Below are 21,912 nucleotides of genomic sequence, written 5' to 3'. Positions count from 1 at the left end.
AACTTAAATTTCTGATAACATGATATTTATCATAAAATTATTATGCACGCATAGTTAATTTTATAGTTGAAATAAAACAACAATATCATGAAAACTCTCGTTACTAGTATTTTAACCCTATTTGCATTAGGCTTCACTACCGCCCAAACCATTACGTTACCAAACACAGTAATAACTGTTAACACAGATTATACTTCTACTTTTGAAGAAGATAATGCATTGTGCATAAAAAAGTTACAAGAAATAGTTTCTAATTTTGATTATGAAACTATAGCAGAACTGTATGATAGAAAAGATGATGTATATAGCGTAAATTTTAGTACAGAACATGGTGACATTGTAGCGTATTTTACAAAAGAAGGAACTATTGTGCGTGCTTATGAAACATTTAATAACGTACGTTTACCGTTAGAAGTTTCGCAAGCCATTTGTAAAAAATACCCAAACTGCTGCATTGTTGAAGATGTTTACAAACTTAAATACATAGCTAAAAAAGGATTGGCAGTAAAAGAATATCACGTAATATTAAAACATAATAATGACATTATTGAAGTAAAAACAAATGAAAAAGGCCAATTTATTTAATTACTAAACCTATAATAACCACATTTTAAATAGGCACCTTCTGGAAATGCCACAGGATGATCTATATCGTGGTACGTATTTAATATGTTTTTAAAAGGTCTTGTTTGGGCTGTTAATACTTGCAAATTAATGTCAAAAAAAGCTTGTGCCAACACACGCGATGAACATGATGCTAACACTAACAAACCATTTTTAGCAGTTAGTTTTACACCTAATTTTGCTAATTGTGCATACTTTTTTTTAGCCAATACAATTTCAGATTGTTGTTTGGCAAAACTAGGCGGATCAATTACCACCACATCAAAAGTTTTACCGTTTTTTATAAGCGTATTTAAAGTTTCAAAAGCGTCTCCAGCCATGGTTAAATGTTTGCCTGTGTAGTTATTTAATTTACCATTTTCAACGGCAATATTTAGCGCTTGTTTACTAATATCTAAACTTGTAACTTCTTTTGCGCCATTGGCTAAGGCATGCACCGAAAAACCGCCAGCATAACTAAACACATCTAAAACAGTTTTATTTTTGCTCCACTGCCCTACTTGTTTTCGGTTGGCTCTATGATCTAAAAAATAACCCGTTTTATGTCCTTTTATAACGTTAGCTGAAAAGTTTACGTTATGCTCCACGAAATTAACTACTTCATTTTCTAAAGTACCAAACACAACATCGCCATCATTTAAATGATGATTATTAGCTTGTTGCAAACTTCTGCTTAACCGTATTACAATGGTGTTTGCCTGCGTTACAGTTTGCAAACTTTCTAAAACAGTTTCTAAATAAGGTAACCAAATTTCAGAATATAATTTTACAACTAAAACAGACGCATATACATCTGCAATTAAACCCGGAAACCCATCATTTTCACCAAACAGCAATCTGTAACTATTGGTATTAGTTTTTAATAATGGTAAGCGTTTTGAATAGGCTGTTTTTATTTTTTTTAAAAAGAAAGATGCATTGATGGTTTCTGCTGAAAAATGCATCATTTTAATTCTTATGGGTGAATTAGCATCAAATAAACCCAAGCCAATGGGTTTGTTGCTATTTTTACTGAAAACAATAGCTAAATCGCCTGTTTTAGCATTATTATTAATTTTTATTATGCTATTTGAAAACACCCATGGGTGCTGTTTTAAAACAGATTGCTCGCCTTTTGCACTAAGTTTTACCGCTAAACGTTTCGGTTTGTATAAAGATTGTATTTGTTTTGAAAACACTAAAACTAAAATTTTTTACTGTATCAATTTTAAAGTGTTTTCTCTGTGTATTTTACCTGAAAGTGTTTCAGCAAAATTAGGTAAATAGTATACCTTTTTAGGTACTTGATATTTATCTAAACCATTAAAAACAGAAGGATCTACACAATTTTCTTCACCTTCAACAATTAAAATTAGTTTATCTCCCAAAGTATCATCGGGCATAGAAGTAACAAAAAATTGTTCTTTTATTTTACTTTGCAGTTTTTCTTCAATTTGTTCAGGATATAATTTTATCCCACCAGAATTTATCACATTATCAAAACGCCCTAACCATTCAAACTCGTTTTCAGAATGAATTTTCACAATATCGTTAGTAACTACTGTATCATCTGATATGTGAGGTGCTTCAATTACTAAACAATTTCTTTCATCTGTTGAAATTTTAATATCGGGTAGTGTTGTGAAACATATTTTAGAATCTTCATCTGTAAAATGGTTAAGTTTTCTAACGGCAATATGCGTAACAGTTTCTGTCATGCCATAAGTTTCATACACCTGCGTTGGTTTATCTTGAATTAAAGCTTTTATGGGTTCAGATACGCGACCGCCGCCAACTATAGCTGTTTTTAAAGATTTTAGGTGTTTTGCAAAGTTTTTAAGTTGCATGGGTGTAAAAGCACAAAAATCATAGTGCTTTTTTAAATCTATTCTTGGTGAAACAGATGGTTCAACCATATCTAGTTCTAAACCTAAAATTATGGCTCTAACAATCATCATTTTACCAGCAATAAAGTTTGATGGTAAACAGTTTAACACCTTTTTTCCTGGAGTTAAATTAAAAAAGTTACCTGTAGCAATGGCAGAATTTACCATAGCTTGTTTTTTTATTTTTAGTTTTTTGGGTTTGCCTGTAGACCCTGAGGTTTGTACTTCTATATAATCTTTATTATCTAACCAATCTAACAGAAATAACCCTAACTCACGCTGGTACGGTATACCTTCTTTGGTAAAACTGTAGGCTACTTCCATGAGGTCTTCAAATGAATAATGATAGTTATTTAACTTAAACCTTAAGTGTACGTTTGTGTAAGTAGGAATCATTGTGTTGTGTATTTATGGTTGAAAATCTATATCTTCTAAAACTTTGTAATCTTCTTTAGGCGGTTCTGTAACTGTGCCTACTAATTTATCTTTCCAGTTGGTCCATTTATATTTTTTTGAAAGTATAAACAGTAGTATTGGAAAAATTACAAAAACAGGCAAAATAAGCTCCGTAAACCCAATTTGCTCGGGGTCTGAAATATCTTTTAAAATAGAGTGCGTTTGAAACGCTGTCCAGTCTGCTGTAAGCAATAAAGCAGCAAATAAATTATTGGCTGCGTGAAAGCCCAAAGCTAATTCCATACCTTCATCCATTAGCGTTATTATACCCAAAAATAAACCAGTACCAATGTAGTAAACCATTATAAGATAGCCTAATTTTTCTACCTCCGGATTTGCAATATGTAGCAAGCCGAAAACTATAGATGTAATTAATAGTGGTAGCCATTTATTTTTAGAAATAACCCCAATACCCTGCATTAAATAGCCTCTAAATAAGTACTCTTCAAAACTGGTTTGCAGCGGTACCATTATTATGGCAATTACGCATAAAATTAAAAATGGTACTAACTTAAAATTTAGTTGGTAATTTTCTGGTGCAGCAAAATATTCAACCGCTATTAAAGCACTAGAAATAACGCCCCAAATCACAAAAATAAACCAAAAACGTTTCCAATCTATTTTTTTGCGGCTGGTGGTTAAATGCGTAAATGATTGCTTATGCAAGTATTTTGATACTAAAATAACTGCTAATAAACCTGTCGCGAATGATAATAACATTAAAAACAGACTTAAATTAGGCTCTAATAATCCAAGCATTTTAGTTTGGTCTAAATTAGCCATATCTTCACCACTACTAAATGCTTTTGCTATAACGGCTGCTGTAAATGGCAACTGCCCAACTATAACACCAAATACAACTATTACCACGCCAATTACATACCGCCACCAATCATGCAAAACATTAAATGCTTGTGCTATATACATACTATTATTTGTTTGTTAAAAATTCTAAATTCCACGTTTTGTTTTTATTGTATTGCAATGTACCATTTTTTACTTGCAATGGACTACTAAAATTGTTTGTAAATAAACTGCCTGTGCCTAATCCTTGGGGCATAATACTTTGTTTATTATAGGTGTATTGTGCAATGGCATTAAGGCCTACATTACTTTCTAAAGCACTGGTAATCCACCAACCAATATTATGATTTTCAGCAATTTGTATCCACGTATCACTTCCGCTAAAACCACCAATTAAACTGGGTTTTAGTATAATGTATTGCGGTTGTATGGTTTGTATTAAAGTTTCTTTATTTGTTACAGAAAACACACCAATTAATTCTTCATCTAAAGCTATTGGTAACGGCGTTACATCACAAAGTTGTGCCATGTCTTCTATTTGACCTTGTTTTATGGGTTGTTCAATGGAGTGTAAATTGAAATCTGATAATATTTTTAATTTCTCTAAAGCTTCACCGGGTGAAAAAGCACCATTGGCATCAACACGTAATTCTATATCATTTACTGAAAATGATGTTCTTATAGATTTTAGTAGTTTACATTCGGCATCAAAATCTATAGCTCCAATTTTCATTTTTATGCATGTAAAACCTTCCTTAATTTTAGCCTCTATTTGCTGTTTCATAAAGGCTTCAGAACCCATCCAAATTAAACCATTAATTGGTATTGGCGCTTCGTTTTTTGTAAATTGTGAAGGAAATAACGTAAAAGAATCAGTGGCTTGTAACGATAAAAAAGCCATTTCTAAACCAAATTGAATGCTGGGGAATTCGGTTAAAGCTTCTAATAGTTTGGTCAACCCCAAATGTATGTTATTGCAAACCCATTGTAGTTTTTCTTCATAATCAGGTCTATCATCAATAGATAAACCTCTAAATAAACCACATTCGCCAATGCCTTGTTTGCCTTCCGAAGTTAAAAAAATAAACCACGTTTCTTTGGTTTTTAAAATACCTCGTGAAGTTCCGCTGGGGTGTTTAAAATTTAAAATGTATTGTTGGTAACTGGCTTTAATCATTTACAATTCAATAGATTCTCCTATATTCAACAACATTAAATCTTTATCATTATCAAAGAATTTTTTCTTTGCGGCAGCATGATCAATTTCAATATAACCAAAGGTATCATAATGATAGCCTAAAACTTTATTACATTCTAAAAAATTACTTGCAATAATGGCATCATCAACACCCATTGTAAAATTATCGCCAATTGGTAAAATGGCTAAATCTAAATTGGTTTGCATGGGTATTAATTTCATATCAAAAGTTAAAGCGGTATCACCGGCTATGTAAATATTTTTATGTTCGCCTTCAATTATAAAACCTCCAGGTTGCCCACCGTAACTACCATCAGGAAATGATGATGTGTGTATGGCATTTACATATTTTACTTTGCCAAACTCAAAATCCCATGAACCGCCATGATTCATTGGGTGTCCTTCTAAATTCAAAGCGCTGTAATGGTTCACAATTTCATAATTAGAAATTATTGTGGCGCCTGTATGTCTTGCAATAGCTTCAACATCTAAAATATGATCTTGGTGTGCATGTGTTACTAAAATATAGTTGGCATTTAAGTTTTCTATTTTTATATGTGACGCTTTAGGGTTTCCTGTAATAAACGGATCGACCAAAATATCAATATCGCCAATTTGAATGGCTAAACTGGCGTGACCCAAAAATGTAATTTTCATGATGTTTGTATTAAAAAATTGACTAGCTAAAATTACAAAAAGTTATGCTTACAATAAATGCCCTACACCTAAAAGAATGGCTAGCAAAACGGTTGTTAATGCTAGTTTTTTTAATTCAGGGTCTAAGAGCTTGGGTTCTTTGTTATTTTTAACGGTTTTTAAATGAAATAATAAAGGCACATAAGCCACCACAAAAATAAGATTTAAAGGTGATGCATAATAAAGTATACCGAATAAGGCCGATAATATTATTGCCAACACAACAAGTGTATAGTGGTATATTTTTGCTTTTTTTCTTCCTAATTTTACTGCTAAGGTTATTTTATTAGATTTTTCATCAGATATGATGTCGCGCATATTATTTAAATTAAGAACACCCGCACTTAATAACCCCACTGCACATGCTGGCAAAAAAACCACAGCATGTAAAGCTTTGGCGTATAACACATAACAACCACATACACTTACCAAGCCAAAAAATATAAACACAAACACATCACCCAACCCACGGTAACCATAAGCGCTACCACCAATAGTATATTTTATGGCAGCCACAATACTGGCTAAACCTAAAATAAAAAACGTGAGTAATAATAAAACATTTTGTGTACCAAAAGCTGTAAAAATGAGTGTTAAAGCAAGAGCAATGGCTATAAACACGTTTATTTTAATGGCGTTTAGCATTTCTTTGGGTGTTAATTTACCCGATTGAATAGCGCGCTCAGGCCCTATTCTATCATCATTATCTGTGCCTTTTACGCCATCTCCATAATCATTTGCCAAATTAGATAAAATTTGCAAACTCAATGTGGTTAAAATAGCGAGTGTAAAAATACCCCAGCTAAACACACCTTTTTTTGCCGCTAAACACGATGCTATTATAATACCAGAAATTGAAAGCGGTAACGTACGCAACCGCATTGAAGATACCCAAATAGAAAATTTACTCATATTTTAAGGAATCCATTTTTTCTCAAAATTAGGCGCTCGTTTTTCTAAAAATGCATTACGCCCTTCTCTAGCTTCATCGGTCATGTAAGCTAACCTTGTAGCTTCACCTGCAAATACTTGTTGGCCAACCATACCATCATCAGTTAAATTCATGGCGAACTTTAGCATTTTTATAGATGTGGGTGATTTTGCTAAAATTTCTTGTGCCCATTCATAGGCTGTATCTTCTAATTCATCATGCGGAATAACAGCATTTACCATCCCCATTTCATAAGCCTCTTGTGCCGAATAATTTCTGCCTAAAAAGAATATTTCTCTGGCTTTTTTTTGCCCTACCATTTTAGCTAAATACGCTGAGCCATAACCACCATCAAAACTAGTAACATCGGCATCTGTTTGTTTAAAAATAGCGTGTTCTTTACTTGCTAGAGTTAAATCGCACACCACATGCAAACTATGGCCACCACCAACAGCCCATCCTGGTACTACGGCTATAACCGCTTTTGGCATAAACCGTATTAAACGTTGTACTTCTAAAATATTTAATCTGTGGTATCCATCTTCACCAACGTAACCTTGATGCCCTCTCGCTTTTTGGTCGCCACCACTACAAAACGAATACACGCCATCTTTGGTTGAAGGTCCTTCGGCCGATAGTAAAACGGCACCTATATTAACGTCTTCATTAGCATCATAAAAAGCATCATAAAGCTCACTTGTTGTTTTTGGCCTAAAGGCATTTCTAACATTTGGTCTGTTAAATGCAATACGTGCTACACCGTTACATTTTTTATATGTTATATCTTGATATTCTTTAGCTGTTACCCAATTTGCTTTCTTCATAATTCATATTTTTCTCAAAAATAATTTTTTTAAACAAATAGGGCATCTAGAATTAGATAATTTTCTTGTTAATAAATTAACATATTACATATTATGTTAGAGGTATTTTAAACATTTGTTAATTATAATAGATTAGTATAAGCACGTATTGTTTTGTAGTACTTTATGTATTATGTTTGCAGTATAATTGTAAATTTAATAGTAATTTATGCTTTTTATCAACCAAAAAGCGTATTTTACCGTAAACTTAAAACCCAGTGGCCTATGCTATTAACAATTACCCTAACCATTGCTTCTTTAGTTTTAATTAACTTTTTATTGCTGATTTTTAGTGTTAATAAAGTTAATAAAAGTAATAAAGACAAAAGAATTGTTGTACTAAACTCTAGAAAGGCACACGCAACTACAGGCAACCAAGTTTTAGCACCTACAGGAAGCTAAAAACTACCAATTAACAGGTGCTTTATGCACCTTTTTTAATATGCTATTGGTTTTACTAAAATGTGAATTATTAAACCAATACCCTCTATTTGCACTTAATGGCGAAGGATGCCCTGAAGTTAACACATGGTGTTTCTTTACATCTATTAACTTAGCCTTTTTCTTAGCAAAGCCACCCCATAATAAAAACACCACATCATTTGTGTGAGTACTAACGGTTTTTATAACAGCATCAGTAAAGGTTTCCCAACCTTGTTTTTGGTGACTTCCTGCCTCGTGAGCTCTCACTGTAAGTGTTGCGTTTAAAAGCAAAACCCCTTGTTGCGCCCAACGCATTAAATTACCACTTTTAGGATACGCCACACCTAAATCAGTTTCTATTTCTTTAAAAATATTTATTAATGATGGTGGATGCGCTATACCGTCATTCACTGAAAAACATAATCCGTTAGCTTGGTTTGGTCCGTGGTAGGGGTCTTGACCAATGATAACGACTTTAACATCATTAAAATGACAGTGATTAAAAGCGTTAAAAATAGCATTCCCTGGCGGATAACACGTGTATTGCTCATACTCTTGTTTTACAAAGGCTACCAACTCAGAAAAATATGGTTTATTAAATTCGGGTTCTAAATAAGGTCTCCAACTATGGTGAATATCAACGTTCATTCAAAATATAGTATGTTAATTTAAAATACCAGCAAGTAATTCTTTTAATAAATCGCCTTGCGGAACAGCATTAGCACCTACCCCTTTTCCTTTTACATCAAACGTTCTTAACAGTGCCACAATAGCACTAACTTTTCGCATAGGATAGTTTTTTGCTGCTGTAATATATTCATTTACAAAATACGGATTGATTTTAAGTGCAGCCGCTACATTTCTGGGTGATTTATCGGTCATGCCATGAAACTGTAATAACTGCGAAAAAAAGTTAAACAACAACGCCACGGTAACCACCATAGGGTTGTCTTTAGGGTTTTCGGCAAAGTAATTCACTATCTTATACGCTTTAATCGCATTTTTTTCACCAATGGCTTTGCGTAACTCAAAATTATTAAAGTCTTTACTTATTCCTATGTTTTCTTCAATATGCTCTGGTGTGATTTGTGTGTTTTCAGGTAAAATAATTTGAAGTTTTTCAAGCTCGTTATTAATTTTACTTAAATCGGTTCCTAAAAACTCTACCAACATTTGCGCTGCTTTTGGAGCTATTTTATAGCCTTTTGGCGAAAGCACGCGCCTAATCCAATCGGCTACTTGGTTATCATACAGTTTTTTACTTTCATAAATAACCCCTGTTTTTTTGAGGCTTTTGTAAAGTGTTTTGCGCTTATCTATTTTTTTGTATTTGTAATTTACAACTAATATGGTGGTTGGCTGCGGATTTTGCGCATAAGCCGCCAATTTTTCAATGGTTCTAGAGAGGTCTTGGGCTTCTTTTACAATAACAACCTGGTATTCGGCCATCATTGGAAATCGTTTGGCATTACTTACAATATCTTCAATACTTACATCTCTACCGTACAATACCATTTGGTTAAACCCGCGCTCTTCTTCGGTTAAAACAGTACTTTCAATAAAATCTGATATTTTATCAATGTAATACGGTTCTTCGCCCATTAAAAAGTAAATGGGTTTTAATTGCTTATTTTTTATGGCTGTTACCAGTTGTTTAACCTCGTCCAAAAGTGTAATTATTTTTAATGTATGTGTTGCCTTGCTAGTATTTAAGTGCTATTTATGGTATTATTTTCAAAACTATTTTCTATTAAAAATAATTTAAAGTGCCATTATATAGTTATAAATTTGCAGCGTGCAACAACTTAATTTCCCCACATATGCGTTTCGTTTCAAAAGTAACGAAAATAAAATTTCTATATTCGATAGTATTCGTAAAAAGTTTGTGGTTTTACAGCCCGAAGAATGGGTACGCCAGCATTGTGTAAGGTATTTAATGTTGGAAAAAAAATATCCTAAATCGCTTATAAATGTTGAAAAAGAACTGACTGTAAACGGATTAAAAAAACGCTACGACATTGTAGTTTTTAACCCCAACGGTTCAATTTTTTTAATTGTTGAATGCAAAGCGCCTAAAATTACTATTAACCAAACTACTTTTGATCAAGTTGCGCAATACAATCTAGCGCTTAACGCTACCTATTTAATGGTTACAAACGGATTAAATCATTATTATTGCCAAATGGATTTTGATAATGAGCGTTATAATTTTTTAAAAGACATTCCTAATTACAAAGTATGAAAATAGCCGTTGTTATATTAAACTGGAATGGAAAACAATTACTAGAGCAATTTTTACCATCGGTAACAAAACACTCGCCCCAAGCCAGTATTTATGTGGCAGATAATGCCTCAACAGATGCTTCGGTAGCTTATGTAAAAGCACATTTTCCTACCGTAAAAATTATTCAAAACACAGAAAATGGAGGCTACGCCAAAGGTTATAATGATGCTTTAAAACATGTTGAAGAACCCATTTTTTGCCTTTTAAATAGTGATGTTGAAGTAACAGAACATTGGTTAGAACCCATTATTACTGCTTTTAAAACAGATGCTAACACGGCTATTATTCAGCCTAAAATATTAGATTACAAGCAAAAAGACCATTTTGAATATGCTGGTGCTGCCGGTGGTTTTATTGATGCCTTTGCTTACCCCTATTGCCGTGGCAGAATTTTTAATACTGTTGAAAAAGATGTTGGGCAATACAATGATACAACTTCAATTTTTTGGGCATCGGGGGCCTGTTTATTTATACGCAAAACAGTATTTAACACCTTAAACGGCTTTGATGCTTCCTTTTTTGCGCACATGGAAGAAATTGACCTATGCTGGCGTGCTATAAATTTGGGCTACCAAGTAAAATACGTAGGTGCATCAACCGTATATCATGTTGGTGGTGCTACGCTAAAAAACACAAACCCCAAAAAAACGTACTTAAATTTTAGAAATAGCTTATTTACACTCACAAAAAACACACATGGCATACTTTTTGGTATAATTTTGGCTAGGTTATTGCTAGATGGTGTTGCTGCAATTAAGTTTTTATGTGAATTAAAACCCCAACACACTTTAGCCATACTTAAAGCGCATTTACATTACTATGCGCAATTAAACCAATTATTAAAAAAACGAACAACCATGACACCAAAAAAAACGTATAACCATGTAAAGTCTATAGTATTTCAATATTTTGTTTTAAGAAAAAACACGTATAACCAATTATAAAAAGCACTTAGTAAAAGTTTTGTTAACTAACAACTTTGAACAGTTTTTTTTACATACTTTTGTAACACAACTAGATAAATTAATCCTTATAAATTACTTAATAACTTATGAAAAAATTCTTATTATTTAGCTTATCTTCAGTATTATTGTTAAGCTCATGTGTATCTAAAAAAGAGTACACGGCATTACAAGAAAAACAAAAAGAAACTCAAGATTTGCTTAACTCTGCTACCGTTAAATTAAACTCATGTTTAGAAGAAAAAGCATCAGCATCGGCAAGATCTCAAGCCTTAGAAGAGCAAGTAGCAGATTTACGTAAGTATAATGATAACCTTCAAATATTATCTGCTAAAGGTGCTAGCAATGTTGAAAAAACATTAGAAAGCATTAAAGAAAAAGATTTAAAAATTACACGCTTACAAGATGCCCTTACTAAAAAAGATAGTGTAACATTGGCTTTAGTAACAAGCTTAAAACGCGAAGTTGGTATTAACGACCCAGACATTGAAGTAAATGTTGAAAAAGGTGTGGTATTTATTTCTATTGCCGATAAATTATTATTTAAAAGCGGTAGCTACATTGTAACATCAAAAGCTAAAGATGTATTAGCTAAAGTTGCTAAAGTGGTAAATAGTAAACCAGATTTTGAGTGTATGGTGGAAGGACATACTGATAACGTACCTTACAGAAAAGAGCCATTGTTAGACAACTGGGATTTAAGTGTTAAACGTTCTACATCTATTATTAGAGTATTAGAAGATTTAGGTGTTAACCCAAGCCAGTTAATTGCTGCAGGACGTAGCCACTATGTACCGTTAGTTGATAACAATACTGCTGAAAACAGAGCAAAAAACAGACGTACGCGTATTGTTGTATTACCAAAAATTGATCAGTTTTACGACATGATTGAAAAAGAAATGAAAAACTTATCTGCTACTAACTAGTAGATAAACAATACATATATTTTAAAAGCCCAACAATGTTGGGCTTTTTTGTTTTATTGTATTATTTTATGTTTTTTTATTACAAAAAAGTATGATTCATTTATAAGTCTTTAGTCACAGGGAAATCTTCTAAATCTAATACCATTGAAGTTACATCAACATCAAACCATTCATTAAACATTTTAAATGTTCTTTTTTGCGGCCAACTAGCTTCATCAGTACACCAATCATTTAATTCGTTTACAAATATTTTATTGTAGTTGTGTTTTATCCAATTTCTAACTTTTTCAATATCATCCATCTCTCTTAAAAGATATACGTTATTTTCGGTATTACTGGTAACAGGCTCATCATCAGTAAAAACAGTATTCACCCAATTAAAAAAAGGAGCTTTTTGCTTTACTATTATGGCGTCTCTATTAATTAAATCATAGTAATAATTAATTGGTTCTAGTTCCATGCTATAAACTTTAATGTGTTCATTTATATTGCTTTTTAAACGGTAAAAACGTTATCTCTATTTACATTATTGTGTAATTGCTTCTTTCAGTTCTTTATTTTTATGGATAATTCACAGGAAACCAAATGATGTTTTAAATAAATACTACGTTGTGAATTGCTTTCAGTTCTTTATTTTTATGGATAATTCACAGGTTACAAATAACAAAACGCTTGTGTTCTTACGTTGTGAATTGCTTTCAGTTCTTTATTTTTATGGATAATTCACAGGTTACAAATAACAAAACGCTTGTGTTCTTACGTTGTGAATTGCTTTCAGTTCTTTATTTTTATGGATAATTCACAGGCCATACATGGATAAAGGTGTTAGTGGTGTTGTTGTGAATTGCTTTCAGTTCTTTATTTTTATGGATAATTCACAGGTTCTAAAGGTTATTTTAGAAAGGCTTTTTGTTGTGAATTGCTTTCAGTTCTTTATTTTTATGGATAATTCACAGGAAGGTACAGCTTATGAGATAGACGACCAAAGTTGTGAATTGCTTTCAGTTCTTTATTTTTATGGATAATTCACAGGAGGCAGTGCAAGAGCCTGAAACTATTTATAGTTGTGAATTGCTTTCAGTTCTTTATTTTTATGGATAATTCACAGGAATTACAAAAACTAAAGAAATATGAATTACGTTGTGAATTGCTTTCAGTTCTTTATTTTTATGGATAATTCACAGGGCGCAACAGCTAATAATGATGCCGAAACACGTTGTGAATTGCTTTCAGTTCTTTATTTTTATGGATAATTCACAGGGTGCGCCTCCAAAGGATTCATCCACCCAAAGTTGTGAATTGCTTTCAGTTCTTTATTTTTATGGATAATTCACAGGCAAAAGGCGCAAACAAACTACCTACTACATGTTGTGAATTGCTTTCAGTTCTTTATTTTTATGGATAATTCACAGGTGAATGGTTTAAACGCTTTAGCTTCGTTAGGTTGTGAATTGCTTTCAGTTCTTTATTTTTATGGATAATTCACAGGGCAAAAAATAAAGCGGGTAACTACCTTCGCGTTGTGAATTGCTTTCAGTTCTTTATTTTTATGGATAATTCACAGGAATGGGGTTAATAGGTCAAAACAAGCAAGAGTTGTGAATTGCTTTCAGTTCTTTATTTTTATGGATAATTCACAGGTTACGGCTGGCGTTAGTGGCAATCGAGCAAGTTGTGAATTGCTTTCAGTTCTTTATTTTTATGGATAATTCACAGGTATTATAACTTTAATTATTGTTAGTTGTTAGTTGTGAATTGCTTTCAGTTCTTTATTTTTATGGATAATTCACAGGTAAATAATCACCTCCCAACACAACACCATGTTGTGAATTGCTTTCAGTTCTTTATTTTTATGGATAATTCACAGGTCCAGACTTTGAAGAAATTACAGTCGATGAGTTGTGAATTGCTTTCAGTTCTTTATTTTTATGGATAATTCACAGGTTTGGTCGTCGATATAAAAAGCATCTCTTAGTTGTGAATTGCTTTCAGTTCTTTATTTTTATGGATAATTCACAGGCAAGTTAGACTAAACGAAGAAATAAGACACGTTGTGAATTGCTTTCAGTTCTTTATTTTTATGGATAATTCACAGGCATTTATTTACAATCTTTCAACCGCATACTGTTGTGAATTGCTTTCAGTTCTTTATTTTTATGGATAATTCACAGGTATGCTGCTTATGTTGAGTTTGGAACAGGTGTTGTGAATTGCTTTCAGTTCTTTATTTTTATGGATAATTCACAGGATTGTACCAAGAATCAGGAACATGGCGTGTGTTGTGAATTGCTTTCAGTTCTTTATTTTTATGGATAATTCACAGGTGAATGGTTTAAACGCTTTAGCTTCACTAGGTTGTGAATTGCTTTCAGTTCTTTATTTTTATGGATAATTCACAGGGCGAACATATACACAGTAGAAGCAACAACCGTTGTGAATTGCTTTCAGTTCTTTATTTTTATGGATAATTCACAGGTAATTCTTTCATAATAGTAACGCCACATAGTTGTGAATTGCTTTCAGTTCTTTATTTTTATGGATAATTCACAGGATAATTATGTGGTTCATAGTTATAAAACTAGTTGTGAATTGCTTTCAGTTCTTTATTTTTATGGATAATTCACAGGAAACAACCGAATCATTCGCAACAGAACCAAGTTGTGAATTGCTTTCAGTTCTTTATTTTTATGGATAATTCACAGGATGAAGTTTGGAAGTGTTAGCAATCCGCAAGTTGTGAATTGCTTTCAGTTCTTTATTTTTATGGATAATTCACAGGAATATAGACGATATAAGGGAAGAGATTTTAGTTGTGAATTGCTTTCAGTTCTTTATTTTTATGGATAATTCACAGGAACACGAACTAGTAACAGAAATGTTAACACGTTGTGAATTGCTTTCAGTTCTTTATTTTTATGGATAATTCACAGGATAATTATGTGGTTCATAGTTATAAAACTAGTTGTGAATTGCTTTCAGTTCTTTATTTTTATGGATAATTCACAGGCTTTTGGTAATTTAATATTAGGTAGTAAAAGTTGTGAATTGCTTTCAGTTCTTTATTTTTATGGATAATTCACAGGCAAGTGGGAAAAACAACAAGATGATGTTGGTTGTGAATTGCTTTCAGTTCTTTATTTTTATGGATAATTCACAGGTACACGTCTATTAGTACCAAAATCATCACGTTGTGAATTGCTTTCAGTTCTTTATTTTTATGGATAATTCACAGGTCACATATTCAGGCGCACTCGCCTTAACTAGTTGTGAATTGCTTTCAGTTCTTTATTTTTATGGATAATTCACAGGAACCCTTAAAACCCTTAAATTATGAAAACGTTGTGAATTGCTTTCAGTTCTTTATTTTTATGGATAATTCACAGGCCAGTACAAAACGCTCATTACTTAGTGACAGTTGTGAATTGCTTTCAGTTCTTTATTTTTATGGATAATTCACAGGCATGGTTGCATATTTTTAAACATGTTTTTTGTTGTGAATTGCTTTCAGTTCTTTATTTTTATGGATAATTCACAGGAAGCTGTTATTAATACATATCAAGGTATCAGTTGTGAATTGCTTTCAGTTCTTTATTTTTATGGATAATTCACAGGAAGCTATCATAATGGAGGTTTTAGGTGAGCGTTGTGAATTGCTTTCAGTTCTTTATTTTTATGGATAATTCACAGGAACAAGGTTTTACAGGCTTCGAGAAAGCCAGTTGTGAATTGCTTTCAGTTCTTTATTTTTATGGATAATTCACAGGGAAATATATAATAGCTTTAGGTGAATCTAGTTGTGAATTGCTTTCAGTTCTTTATTTTTATGGATAATTCACAGGCTGAAGACATCGAGGTTAAGTCAGAAGAGGGTTGTGAATTGCTTTCAGTTCTTTATTTTTATGGATAATTCACAGGATACTTGCTACAAATAGCTGGTATTCTGTTTTTTATCTATATTTATAGAATTACACATTTTTTATCTGAATTAGGGTTACACATATATAAAAGTTGTTTTTTTGAGATACTGAATTACTGAAAACAAGTTAAATACATACCAGTTTTGCATTATAATTAAAACAATTCTAGCTGCTGATTTGGTGTTTCTTTTTCAACTTCTTTTTTACCATGAAACAACTCCATCATACTAAACTGTTTATCGGTTATTTGCATAATACACACCTTTCCTTTTTTAGGCAATGCTTGTTTTGTGCGTTTTATATGCACCGCAGCATTTTCTCTACTGGGGCAATGGCGCATGTAAATACTAAACTGAAACATATTAAAACCATCATTAAGTAAGTTTTTTCTAAACTTGGCTGCTACTTTACGCTCGGTTATGGTTTCGGTTGGCAAATCAAAAAATACTAAAACCCACATGCAACGGTATTGATTTAAACGGTTTAATCGGTTTTGCCTCATAATTTATTGAAAAACAGGATACCTAATTTTACGGCTTGTACCTTCAAAACACTCATATAAACTAGCTGTTGTTCTACTCATAGCATTCATTAATGGGCTCTGTTTATCATCAATCACCACATCAATAGCTGGTATGGTTAATAATTCCGCTTTTAAATTTGTATTTAGTTCTTCTATTTGGCAACCACTTTCTACAATATCGTACACCAATGCATCTACAAATGGCCTGTAGGGTTCCATAACATCATCGGCTAAACAAAAGGCATTGTATTTGTTATGATGAAAAATACCTACACTTGGCAACAAACCACTACTTACTATGGCTCTTGCTGTTACCGCTCTTAATATAGCATACCCATAATTGAGCAGGTTATTGGGCGCTACACCTTTTTGGTTGCGGCTAAACCCCTCTATATCAAATAAATTTTGAAAATAATATGCTGCCGCCAAGGCTTCTTCATTATTTAAATCACCACTTTTTACAGCTTTAGCATAACGTTTTAAGCGTAGGGCATTTTTGCCTAAACTTAAAAAATGATTGGCTTGATTGTCTATTTTAGCCATTACGGTTTGCTGCCACATATTCTTTTTTAAGGGGAGGCTAGTATTTAATTGGTGGCGCATACGTTCGGTCTGTTCTGTATGCCCTACCAAAGGTTGTAGAAAACCACAAGGTAAATGTTGTTTATCGCAGGTTATAACTGCTGTTTTATTTTGCACCAGTTTCATGAGCAACCCATTGGTAATAGTTATTTGTGAATGTTCTAGAACCAAATACCCTAAATCTTCAATTGGTATGTTTCTTTCTAGTTTATCATCTTCAGGAAAACTGACTACCATTTGTTCGTTTTTGGTACTCAAATAAGCCGGATTGCCAAAAAAAAGAGTGCGTTTTATCATTCTACTTAATTTGTGTTATGATACCGAGTCTATCGACTTTTAGTTTGATGCATCTTTCTTTTATTCTGATAGAATTTATTAAATCCATTGATGTTTCTTGTTTGTTTAAACTACCTAATTCACCGATTTTTGATTTCGAATCGTAATTTTTAATTAATGATGCTAGTGTTTGTGATATGAAATGACATTCACTTCCAGTACAGCTCACCATTTTATACACTCGTTTTGTTTGTTCTTGATTTAAACTATTGAAGTCAATGGCATCTATATTGATTAGTTCCTCATCTGTTGGAACGTAAACCAAGTCATTTGGCGAAAGCGTAAATAGAAGCTCACCTTTTTGACTGTTGGGCTGTATGGGTAAACGTTCACTTTTGGGTAAATGTGCTACTTGCTTTTGGTGTGCAATTACCTCATTAAGGGGTACAGTTTCATAATTTCTTTTTTGTTTTTTATCATTCCAATACACAGCAAAAAAGAGGTTGGTGCCTTTTGCAGCTTCAACGTATTTCTTGTTTTTTGCTGAATTTTCATTTTCGGATACAGAAAACTTACTCCCAACTTCAAAAAACTTAACTTTACGAATAGGTTGATGCTTTTTACCATTGTTTAAGTCGACAATATTTTTGTTCAAATCTTCGATTCCTTCATCGCTAAAGGCTACATCAAATTTAATTTTGCCTTTCTCGTCTATATAGTTTTTTAAATGATTTGGTAAAATCACTTCTCTTATTTGGGCGTCTGTTATTTTAGCTAAATGCTTTTCGTTTTTAATGTCAGCCAAAGAACCTCTTACAGCAGTCGCAATTTTACCGTTAGGTGTTTTGATATTGTATTTGCCTGAAACGGTTTCTTTATGCATTGCTTTTCTAATTGCCCAATTATCACCCTTGGTTTGCTTGCGAAGTTTTTTAACGGGGTTGTTGTTTTTGTCTAAGTTTAGTTTACCATTTTCATCTGTATAAGACCAAAATTTATTGTTGGCTTTGTTGATAACTCGTAAGTTTTGCTTAAAACTAACCACCGTTTTTTCTAGCTGGTTTTTAGCCTCGGATGTAAATCCTTGCCACGGCATTTGGAAAGCTTTTGAATACCTGCTATCACTATTTTTAACTAGTAAAGAAGGCTTTAGTTCGTGTTTTATTTTTTCATTGTTTAATGAGTTAAGGTATTGCGTATGCTTTCGTGTGCTGCAAGCTACCACCAAAGCATCTAAAGCGTGATGGCGATGGTCTATTCGTTTTTTGCTAAAGCCTTTTAGCAAGTTATCTGGTACAGTAGGTATTGTAGTACCATTAGTGTTTTTTGTTGTAAAAGCGTTAGTTTGAGTTAATTGATTTAAACGTTCAAACCGTGGTAAAATAAGTTCGTTCCATTTGTCGTTTAATCCCCAATCGTTTTTAAGTTTTGAGGTTATAGAACCTGTTACAGGAATTAAGTTTTTAGAGGTAGCTTCTTGTTCGCCCTCTTCTCGTACAATATTACTCAATAAACCTTTAATCAATTTACTTATGTAACGACTATCGTTCATTTGTCGATTAATAAACCCTTCTGGAATATCTTCACTCAACAGGTTTTTAAGCTTTTGACGATTGTTTTTGAAGTATTGAGCAACATGGGCTTCATATTCAGCAAGACTTAATAATTTATGACCGTTGACAACGTTCCCGCCTTTTACTTGCAAATATTCAAATGCTGTTTTATTATCTTTATCCTCATTGACAGCGCTTTCGCAAATAATTTTATTACTTAATGAATTGTCAAAGTAACGCGACTGTGGTATAATATGTTCTATTTGATATTCGTGCGTAAACAGTTTTGACAATGGAATTAGTTTACCTGTGTATGGAGAAATATAGCCTTGTTCTAGCCATAAGCGATAACGCTGAATTTCCTTTGGCGTTGGGCTGTTGCTACGTCTAATCTTAGCAATCTCATCTTCGCTAACTTTTGAGTAATCTACCTTTGGACTTTGATATACCCCTTCTTCATAAATTTTTAATAAATCTTGTTGATTAGGAGAATAATCTCGAACATCACCATGAATAGAAGCATCTTTCATTAACTCTTTTAAGATTTCTCTAATGCGATGATTGGTATTTTCGTTCTCGGTATTTCGTTTTGAAATTTGTTCACGTTTTCCGGCTGGGTTTTTCATTTCACGACCTAGCTCTACATGAATTTCATTGAAAAATCTAGGTTGGCTTTTGCCGTGGTATTTCCATATATCGCGTACCACACGCAACGTTTCAGTAACTACTTGCTCAACAATTGGATTACGAAGTGAGTGTTGCTTAAAGTTTTTAAGATACGTGTCTATATCTTCCGGTGTTTTCCACTTTTGAATTTCACCAACCTCGGAATGTCTGCCATAAACCAAATATGTAGCTTGATAAGTATTTAAGCCCATTAAAGGGTTTTTATTTGTAAATGGAACAAAACTTTTGACAAGCTGTTTGTTTACATCATCATCACTAACAGCTGCCAAAGCTTCGGCTAATTCCTTGGTACTGAAATCCTCTTTTAGCTGAAGCGCCTTAATGCGTTCCATTACCTCAGAAGCACGCTGTTTTACTTTATCTGAAATCTCATTTTCGTTCCAGTATTTACCTCTACGCATTAAAGGCAACAATTTGTTTAATGCTTTTTTAGAATAGCTGCCATAGTCGCTTTTAAAAGGTGGAAATTTAATGAAATTGGCTACAAAAGATTCTTGATTTAAATGGTGCTTTATGGCGAACTTTTCTAGGGCAGATTTGTATTCGTTAATATCTGAAACCGAATAAATAATGTGCCAGAGCTGTTCGATTCTGGATACAATGGGGCTGTTTTGTTTAGTCCCGAGTTGGGTTTTTTCATCTAAAAAGGTGTTGATGTCTTCAATACCTTCTACTTTAGATAAACGAGAAATAAACTGAGCTCTGGTTTCTGCGAAAGGATATTTTTTATCCTCAACATAATTCCAACGGTAATGGTCTTTTTCAGTTTTATTGATAAGCTTTTTGTCAATGAAGTATTTTATGAATTGCTTTTGTTCTAGTTCTTTTTTACTTTGAAGAAAGTCAAATAAATCTACCCAACTGACTTCGTTTGGTAATAATTCTGAAGTAACATCGGTTAGTTCTCCTTTATCCGTATCAACTTTATTATAAATTTTTAGGTTTTGTAACCACTGCCATATTCTAAACTCTTGAAATAACGGGTGCGATTTTGGTATGCTTTTTACAGCTTGTTTCACTTTTTCTTTTTCACCTGTTTCTTTATTGGTTTTGAAGTAAACGCGTTGTTCTAATTGGCAACCCGAAATATTAGATTTTTGACTTTTAAGAGGACGTTGATAAAAAATAATATCGTCCATCAATAAATAAACGAAATCTTTATTTTTTATAGTATTTTGATGTGCTTCATTTCTAGGATATAATTCTTCAATACAAGCTGTGAATAAGTCATTTGTAAAAAGATGCGGTTGTAGCTCTTTTTGCTTTGATAATATTTTCTGCAATTCCTCTTTGTAGAACTTACGTTCGATGGTTTTTACAAGTTTCCCTCTTATCTTTTGGGTTGGATTTTCAAGTAGGGTTTCGTAAATATATTCGCCAACCGTTTTACTTGAACATTCAATATCTTGTTCGGTTTTAGCTTTTATGGCTGCCCAATCTTGTTCAGAATCTACCGCTTTATAGGTTCTTTTTAAATCTCCATTTTTTAGAGTTTTTGTAGTTACAATAAACTCTTTGGTTCTATCTATCCAATCTTCGGTTTTAACAACTTGTTTATCGTAATTCCAACCGTTTTCAAAAATCACATTAAACAATGGTTTTCCTTTTACAGCTTCGCCAGAGTCAATAACTTCTTTTACCTTAAGCTTTACAAATTGCTTGTTTTTATCATCATCAATCTCTTCACCTCGTAACTGATAATATCCACGTTTTTGGTTGAAATTTAGAATAATCCAAGCAAGTTCTTGTTTGGTTAAAGGTTGAGTTAACGCTTTCTTGCGCAAATAATAGAGTGTCCAATCATAGGGTATCTTAGTTTCTTCTCCGTTAGGCTTCACATAGAACAATTCTGCTTGATGTTTTTTGAAATCTGCAACCATTTCTTTAAAAGAAGATTGAAAAATAAACTCAAACTTGCCTTCAGCAGTCGGTTTATAATTAAGCTTAATTTCTTTACCCTGTTTAAATTGTCCCAAATGTTTTTCAAAATCAATATGTTCTGCATAATGTTCTGGTAAAAAACCAAGTATATTCAGTACACGATGCAAACGTTCTCTACGTAAGTTATCACGTTGGTATAAACGTCTTGTTCCTCTATATCCTGTCCTATCTGCTGTTTGTGAATGCGATTGTCCCGCATCAAACTTTCCTAGAATGTCCGCACTCATTGGAATAATACGGACACCCAAATTGTTTATTTTTCCTTCCTTTTTATCAAAATTTTGATCTACTAACGCCCACCCAATAGAGTTGGTACCTAAATCTAACCCTAGTATTTTTTTCATTAATGTATGCTTTATTAAAACTTATAAGTTTATTTATTATGTCTATTACGGAAATCC

General features: G+C 32.8%; 18 protein-coding genes and 1 CRISPR repeat array. Of the genes, 5 read left to right on the top strand and 13 right to left on the bottom strand.

The genetic code is table 11. The annotated features are described in order from the left end of the window. The first annotated feature begins 87 nt into the window (after positions 1–87). Entirely contained in the window at positions 88–585 is a 498-nt protein-coding gene (locus ACYX4H_RS12700) for a hypothetical protein (protein WP_476236653.1), read from the top strand. Here ACYX4H_RS12700 and ACYX4H_RS12695 read toward each other — a convergent pair. The 7 genes from ACYX4H_RS12695 to ACYX4H_RS12665 are packed head-to-tail and all read right to left on the bottom strand — an operon-like array spanning position 582 to position 7,398. Then, positions 582–1,802 (bottom strand): class I SAM-dependent rRNA methyltransferase, encoded by a 1,221-nt coding sequence (locus ACYX4H_RS12695; RefSeq protein WP_476236652.1) that lies wholly within the window; start codon positions 1,800–1,802, stop codon positions 582–584. The two genes, ACYX4H_RS12700 and ACYX4H_RS12695, sit on opposite strands and share 4 nt — an antisense overlap. A gap of 15 nt (positions 1,803–1,817) precedes the next feature. Next, complete coding sequence (locus ACYX4H_RS12690; protein WP_476236651.1) at positions 1,818–2,885, bottom strand: AMP-binding protein; 1,068 nt, start codon at positions 2,883–2,885, stop codon at positions 1,818–1,820. Between the two features lie 12 nt (positions 2,886–2,897). After that, entirely contained in the window at positions 2,898–3,872 is a 975-nt protein-coding gene (locus ACYX4H_RS12685; RefSeq protein WP_476236650.1) for a lysostaphin resistance A-like protein, read from the bottom strand. 4 nt (positions 3,873–3,876) lie between these two features. Further along, complete coding sequence (locus ACYX4H_RS12680) at positions 3,877–4,926, bottom strand: o-succinylbenzoate synthase (RefSeq protein ID WP_476236649.1); 1,050 nt, start codon at positions 4,924–4,926, stop codon at positions 3,877–3,879. After that, the gene (locus ACYX4H_RS12675; RefSeq protein ID WP_475296191.1) at positions 4,927–5,604 is read right to left on the bottom strand and encodes a metal-dependent hydrolase; all 678 of its coding nucleotides are present in this window, start codon (positions 5,602–5,604) and stop codon (positions 4,927–4,929) included. It abuts the gene before it with no gap. 48 nt (positions 5,605–5,652) lie between these two features. Further along, the gene (menA, locus tag ACYX4H_RS12670; RefSeq protein ID WP_476236648.1) at positions 5,653–6,555 is read right to left on the bottom strand and encodes a 1,4-dihydroxy-2-naphthoate octaprenyltransferase; all 903 of its coding nucleotides are present in this window, start codon (positions 6,553–6,555) and stop codon (positions 5,653–5,655) included. Positions 6,556–6,558: 3 nt separating this feature from the next. After that, positions 6,559–7,398, bottom strand: a complete 840-nt coding sequence (locus ACYX4H_RS12665) for a 1,4-dihydroxy-2-naphthoyl-CoA synthase (RefSeq protein WP_476236647.1) — start codon at positions 7,396–7,398, stop codon at positions 6,559–6,561. A gap of 264 nt (positions 7,399–7,662) precedes the next feature. On the opposite strand from ACYX4H_RS12665, the gene ACYX4H_RS12660 reads away from it, so the two are divergent. After that, complete coding sequence (locus ACYX4H_RS12660) at positions 7,663–7,839, top strand: hypothetical protein (protein WP_476236646.1); 177 nt, start codon at positions 7,663–7,665, stop codon at positions 7,837–7,839. Between the two features lie 3 nt (positions 7,840–7,842). Here ACYX4H_RS12660 and ACYX4H_RS12655 read toward each other — a convergent pair whose 3' ends face one another. Continuing rightward, on the bottom strand, positions 7,843–8,508 hold the full coding sequence (locus ACYX4H_RS12655; RefSeq protein ID WP_476236645.1) for a uracil-DNA glycosylase: 666 nt from the start codon (positions 8,506–8,508) through the stop codon (positions 7,843–7,845). A 15-nt stretch (positions 8,509–8,523) separates the two neighbouring features. After that, a complete protein-coding gene (gene holA / locus ACYX4H_RS12650) occupies positions 8,524–9,528 on the bottom strand; it encodes a DNA polymerase III subunit delta (protein ID WP_476236644.1) in 1,005 nt (334 codons plus the stop codon). 127 nt (positions 9,529–9,655) lie between these two features. Here holA and ACYX4H_RS12645 point away from each other — a divergent pair, with 127 nt between their 5' ends. From ACYX4H_RS12645 to ACYX4H_RS12635, 3 genes are all read left to right on the top strand, one after another. Next, on the top strand, positions 9,656–10,102 hold the full coding sequence (locus ACYX4H_RS12645; protein ID WP_476236643.1) for a type I restriction enzyme HsdR N-terminal domain-containing protein: 447 nt from the start codon (positions 9,656–9,658) through the stop codon (positions 10,100–10,102). Beyond that, positions 10,099–11,088 (top strand): glycosyltransferase family 2 protein, encoded by a 990-nt coding sequence (locus tag ACYX4H_RS12640; RefSeq protein WP_476236642.1) that lies wholly within the window; start codon positions 10,099–10,101, stop codon positions 11,086–11,088. Before ACYX4H_RS12645 ends, ACYX4H_RS12640 begins: the two co-directional genes overlap by 4 nt. Positions 11,089–11,195: 107 nt before the next feature. After that, positions 11,196–12,032, top strand: a complete 837-nt coding sequence (locus ACYX4H_RS12635) for an OmpA/MotB family protein (RefSeq protein ID WP_475296183.1) — start codon at positions 11,196–11,198, stop codon at positions 12,030–12,032. Between the two features lie 100 nt (positions 12,033–12,132). On the opposite strand, the gene ACYX4H_RS12630 is transcribed toward ACYX4H_RS12635, so the two are convergent. The 4 genes from ACYX4H_RS12630 to cas9 all read right to left on the bottom strand — a co-directional run bounded on the left by ACYX4H_RS12630 (position 12,133) and on the right by cas9 (position 21,855). After that, a complete protein-coding gene (locus ACYX4H_RS12630) occupies positions 12,133–12,492 on the bottom strand; it encodes a hypothetical protein (RefSeq protein ID WP_476236641.1) in 360 nt (119 codons plus the stop codon). A 72-nt stretch (positions 12,493–12,564) separates the two neighbouring features. Then, positions 12,565–15,947: direct repeats of the CRISPR family, unit length 46 nt; unit sequence GTTGTGAATTGCTTTCAGTTCTTTATTTTTATGGATAATTCACAGG. Between the two features lie 156 nt (positions 15,948–16,103). After that, a complete protein-coding gene (gene cas2 / locus ACYX4H_RS12625; RefSeq protein ID WP_476236640.1) occupies positions 16,104–16,451 on the bottom strand; it encodes a CRISPR-associated endonuclease Cas2 in 348 nt (115 codons plus the stop codon). 3 nt (positions 16,452–16,454) lie between these two features. Next, on the bottom strand, positions 16,455–17,351 hold the full coding sequence (gene cas1 / locus ACYX4H_RS12620; RefSeq protein WP_476236639.1) for a type II CRISPR-associated endonuclease Cas1: 897 nt from the start codon (positions 17,349–17,351) through the stop codon (positions 16,455–16,457). 1 nt (position 17,352) lies between these two features. Continuing rightward, on the bottom strand, positions 17,353–21,855 hold the full coding sequence (gene cas9, locus ACYX4H_RS12615; protein WP_476236638.1) for a type II CRISPR RNA-guided endonuclease Cas9: 4,503 nt from the start codon (positions 21,853–21,855) through the stop codon (positions 17,353–17,355). Between the last annotated feature and the right edge of the window lie 57 nt (positions 21,856–21,912).

The organism is Seonamhaeicola sp. ABD4_340 (genome assembly GCF_056312135.1).
This window is presented reverse-complemented; position numbering and strand designations above follow the sequence as displayed.

Excerpts from the sequence above, each read along its gene's own strand:
- cas2 (WP_476236640.1), bottom strand. The coding sequence starts at position 16,451 with ATGAGGCAAAACCGATTAAACCGTTTAAATCAATACCGTTGCATGTGG.
- ACYX4H_RS12640 (WP_476236642.1), top strand. The coding sequence starts at position 10,099 with ATGAAAATAGCCGTTGTTATATTAAACTGGAATGGAAAACAATTACTA.
- ACYX4H_RS12675 (WP_475296191.1), bottom strand. The coding sequence starts at position 5,604 with ATGAAAATTACATTTTTGGGTCACGCCAGTTTAGCCATTCAAATTGGC.
- ACYX4H_RS12635 (WP_475296183.1), top strand. The coding sequence starts at position 11,196 with ATGAAAAAATTCTTATTATTTAGCTTATCTTCAGTATTATTGTTAAGC.
- ACYX4H_RS12685 (WP_476236650.1), bottom strand. The coding sequence starts at position 3,872 with ATGTATATAGCACAAGCATTTAATGTTTTGCATGATTGGTGGCGGTAT.
- ACYX4H_RS12655 (WP_476236645.1), bottom strand. The coding sequence starts at position 8,508 with ATGAACGTTGATATTCACCATAGTTGGAGACCTTATTTAGAACCCGAA.
- ACYX4H_RS12700 (WP_476236653.1), top strand. The coding sequence starts at position 88 with ATGAAAACTCTCGTTACTAGTATTTTAACCCTATTTGCATTAGGCTTC.
- menA (WP_476236648.1), bottom strand. The coding sequence starts at position 6,555 with ATGAGTAAATTTTCTATTTGGGTATCTTCAATGCGGTTGCGTACGTTA.
- ACYX4H_RS12660 (WP_476236646.1), top strand. The coding sequence starts at position 7,663 with ATGCTATTAACAATTACCCTAACCATTGCTTCTTTAGTTTTAATTAAC.
- cas9 (WP_476236638.1), bottom strand. The coding sequence starts at position 21,855 with ATGAAAAAAATACTAGGGTTAGATTTAGGTACCAACTCTATTGGGTGG.
- ACYX4H_RS12630 (WP_476236641.1), bottom strand. The coding sequence starts at position 12,492 with ATGGAACTAGAACCAATTAATTATTACTATGATTTAATTAATAGAGAC.
- ACYX4H_RS12690 (WP_476236651.1), bottom strand. The coding sequence starts at position 2,885 with ATGATTCCTACTTACACAAACGTACACTTAAGGTTTAAGTTAAATAAC.
- ACYX4H_RS12665 (WP_476236647.1), bottom strand. The coding sequence starts at position 7,398 with ATGAAGAAAGCAAATTGGGTAACAGCTAAAGAATATCAAGATATAACA.
- cas1 (WP_476236639.1), bottom strand. The coding sequence starts at position 17,351 with ATGATAAAACGCACTCTTTTTTTTGGCAATCCGGCTTATTTGAGTACC.
- ACYX4H_RS12680 (WP_476236649.1), bottom strand. The coding sequence starts at position 4,926 with ATGATTAAAGCCAGTTACCAACAATACATTTTAAATTTTAAACACCCC.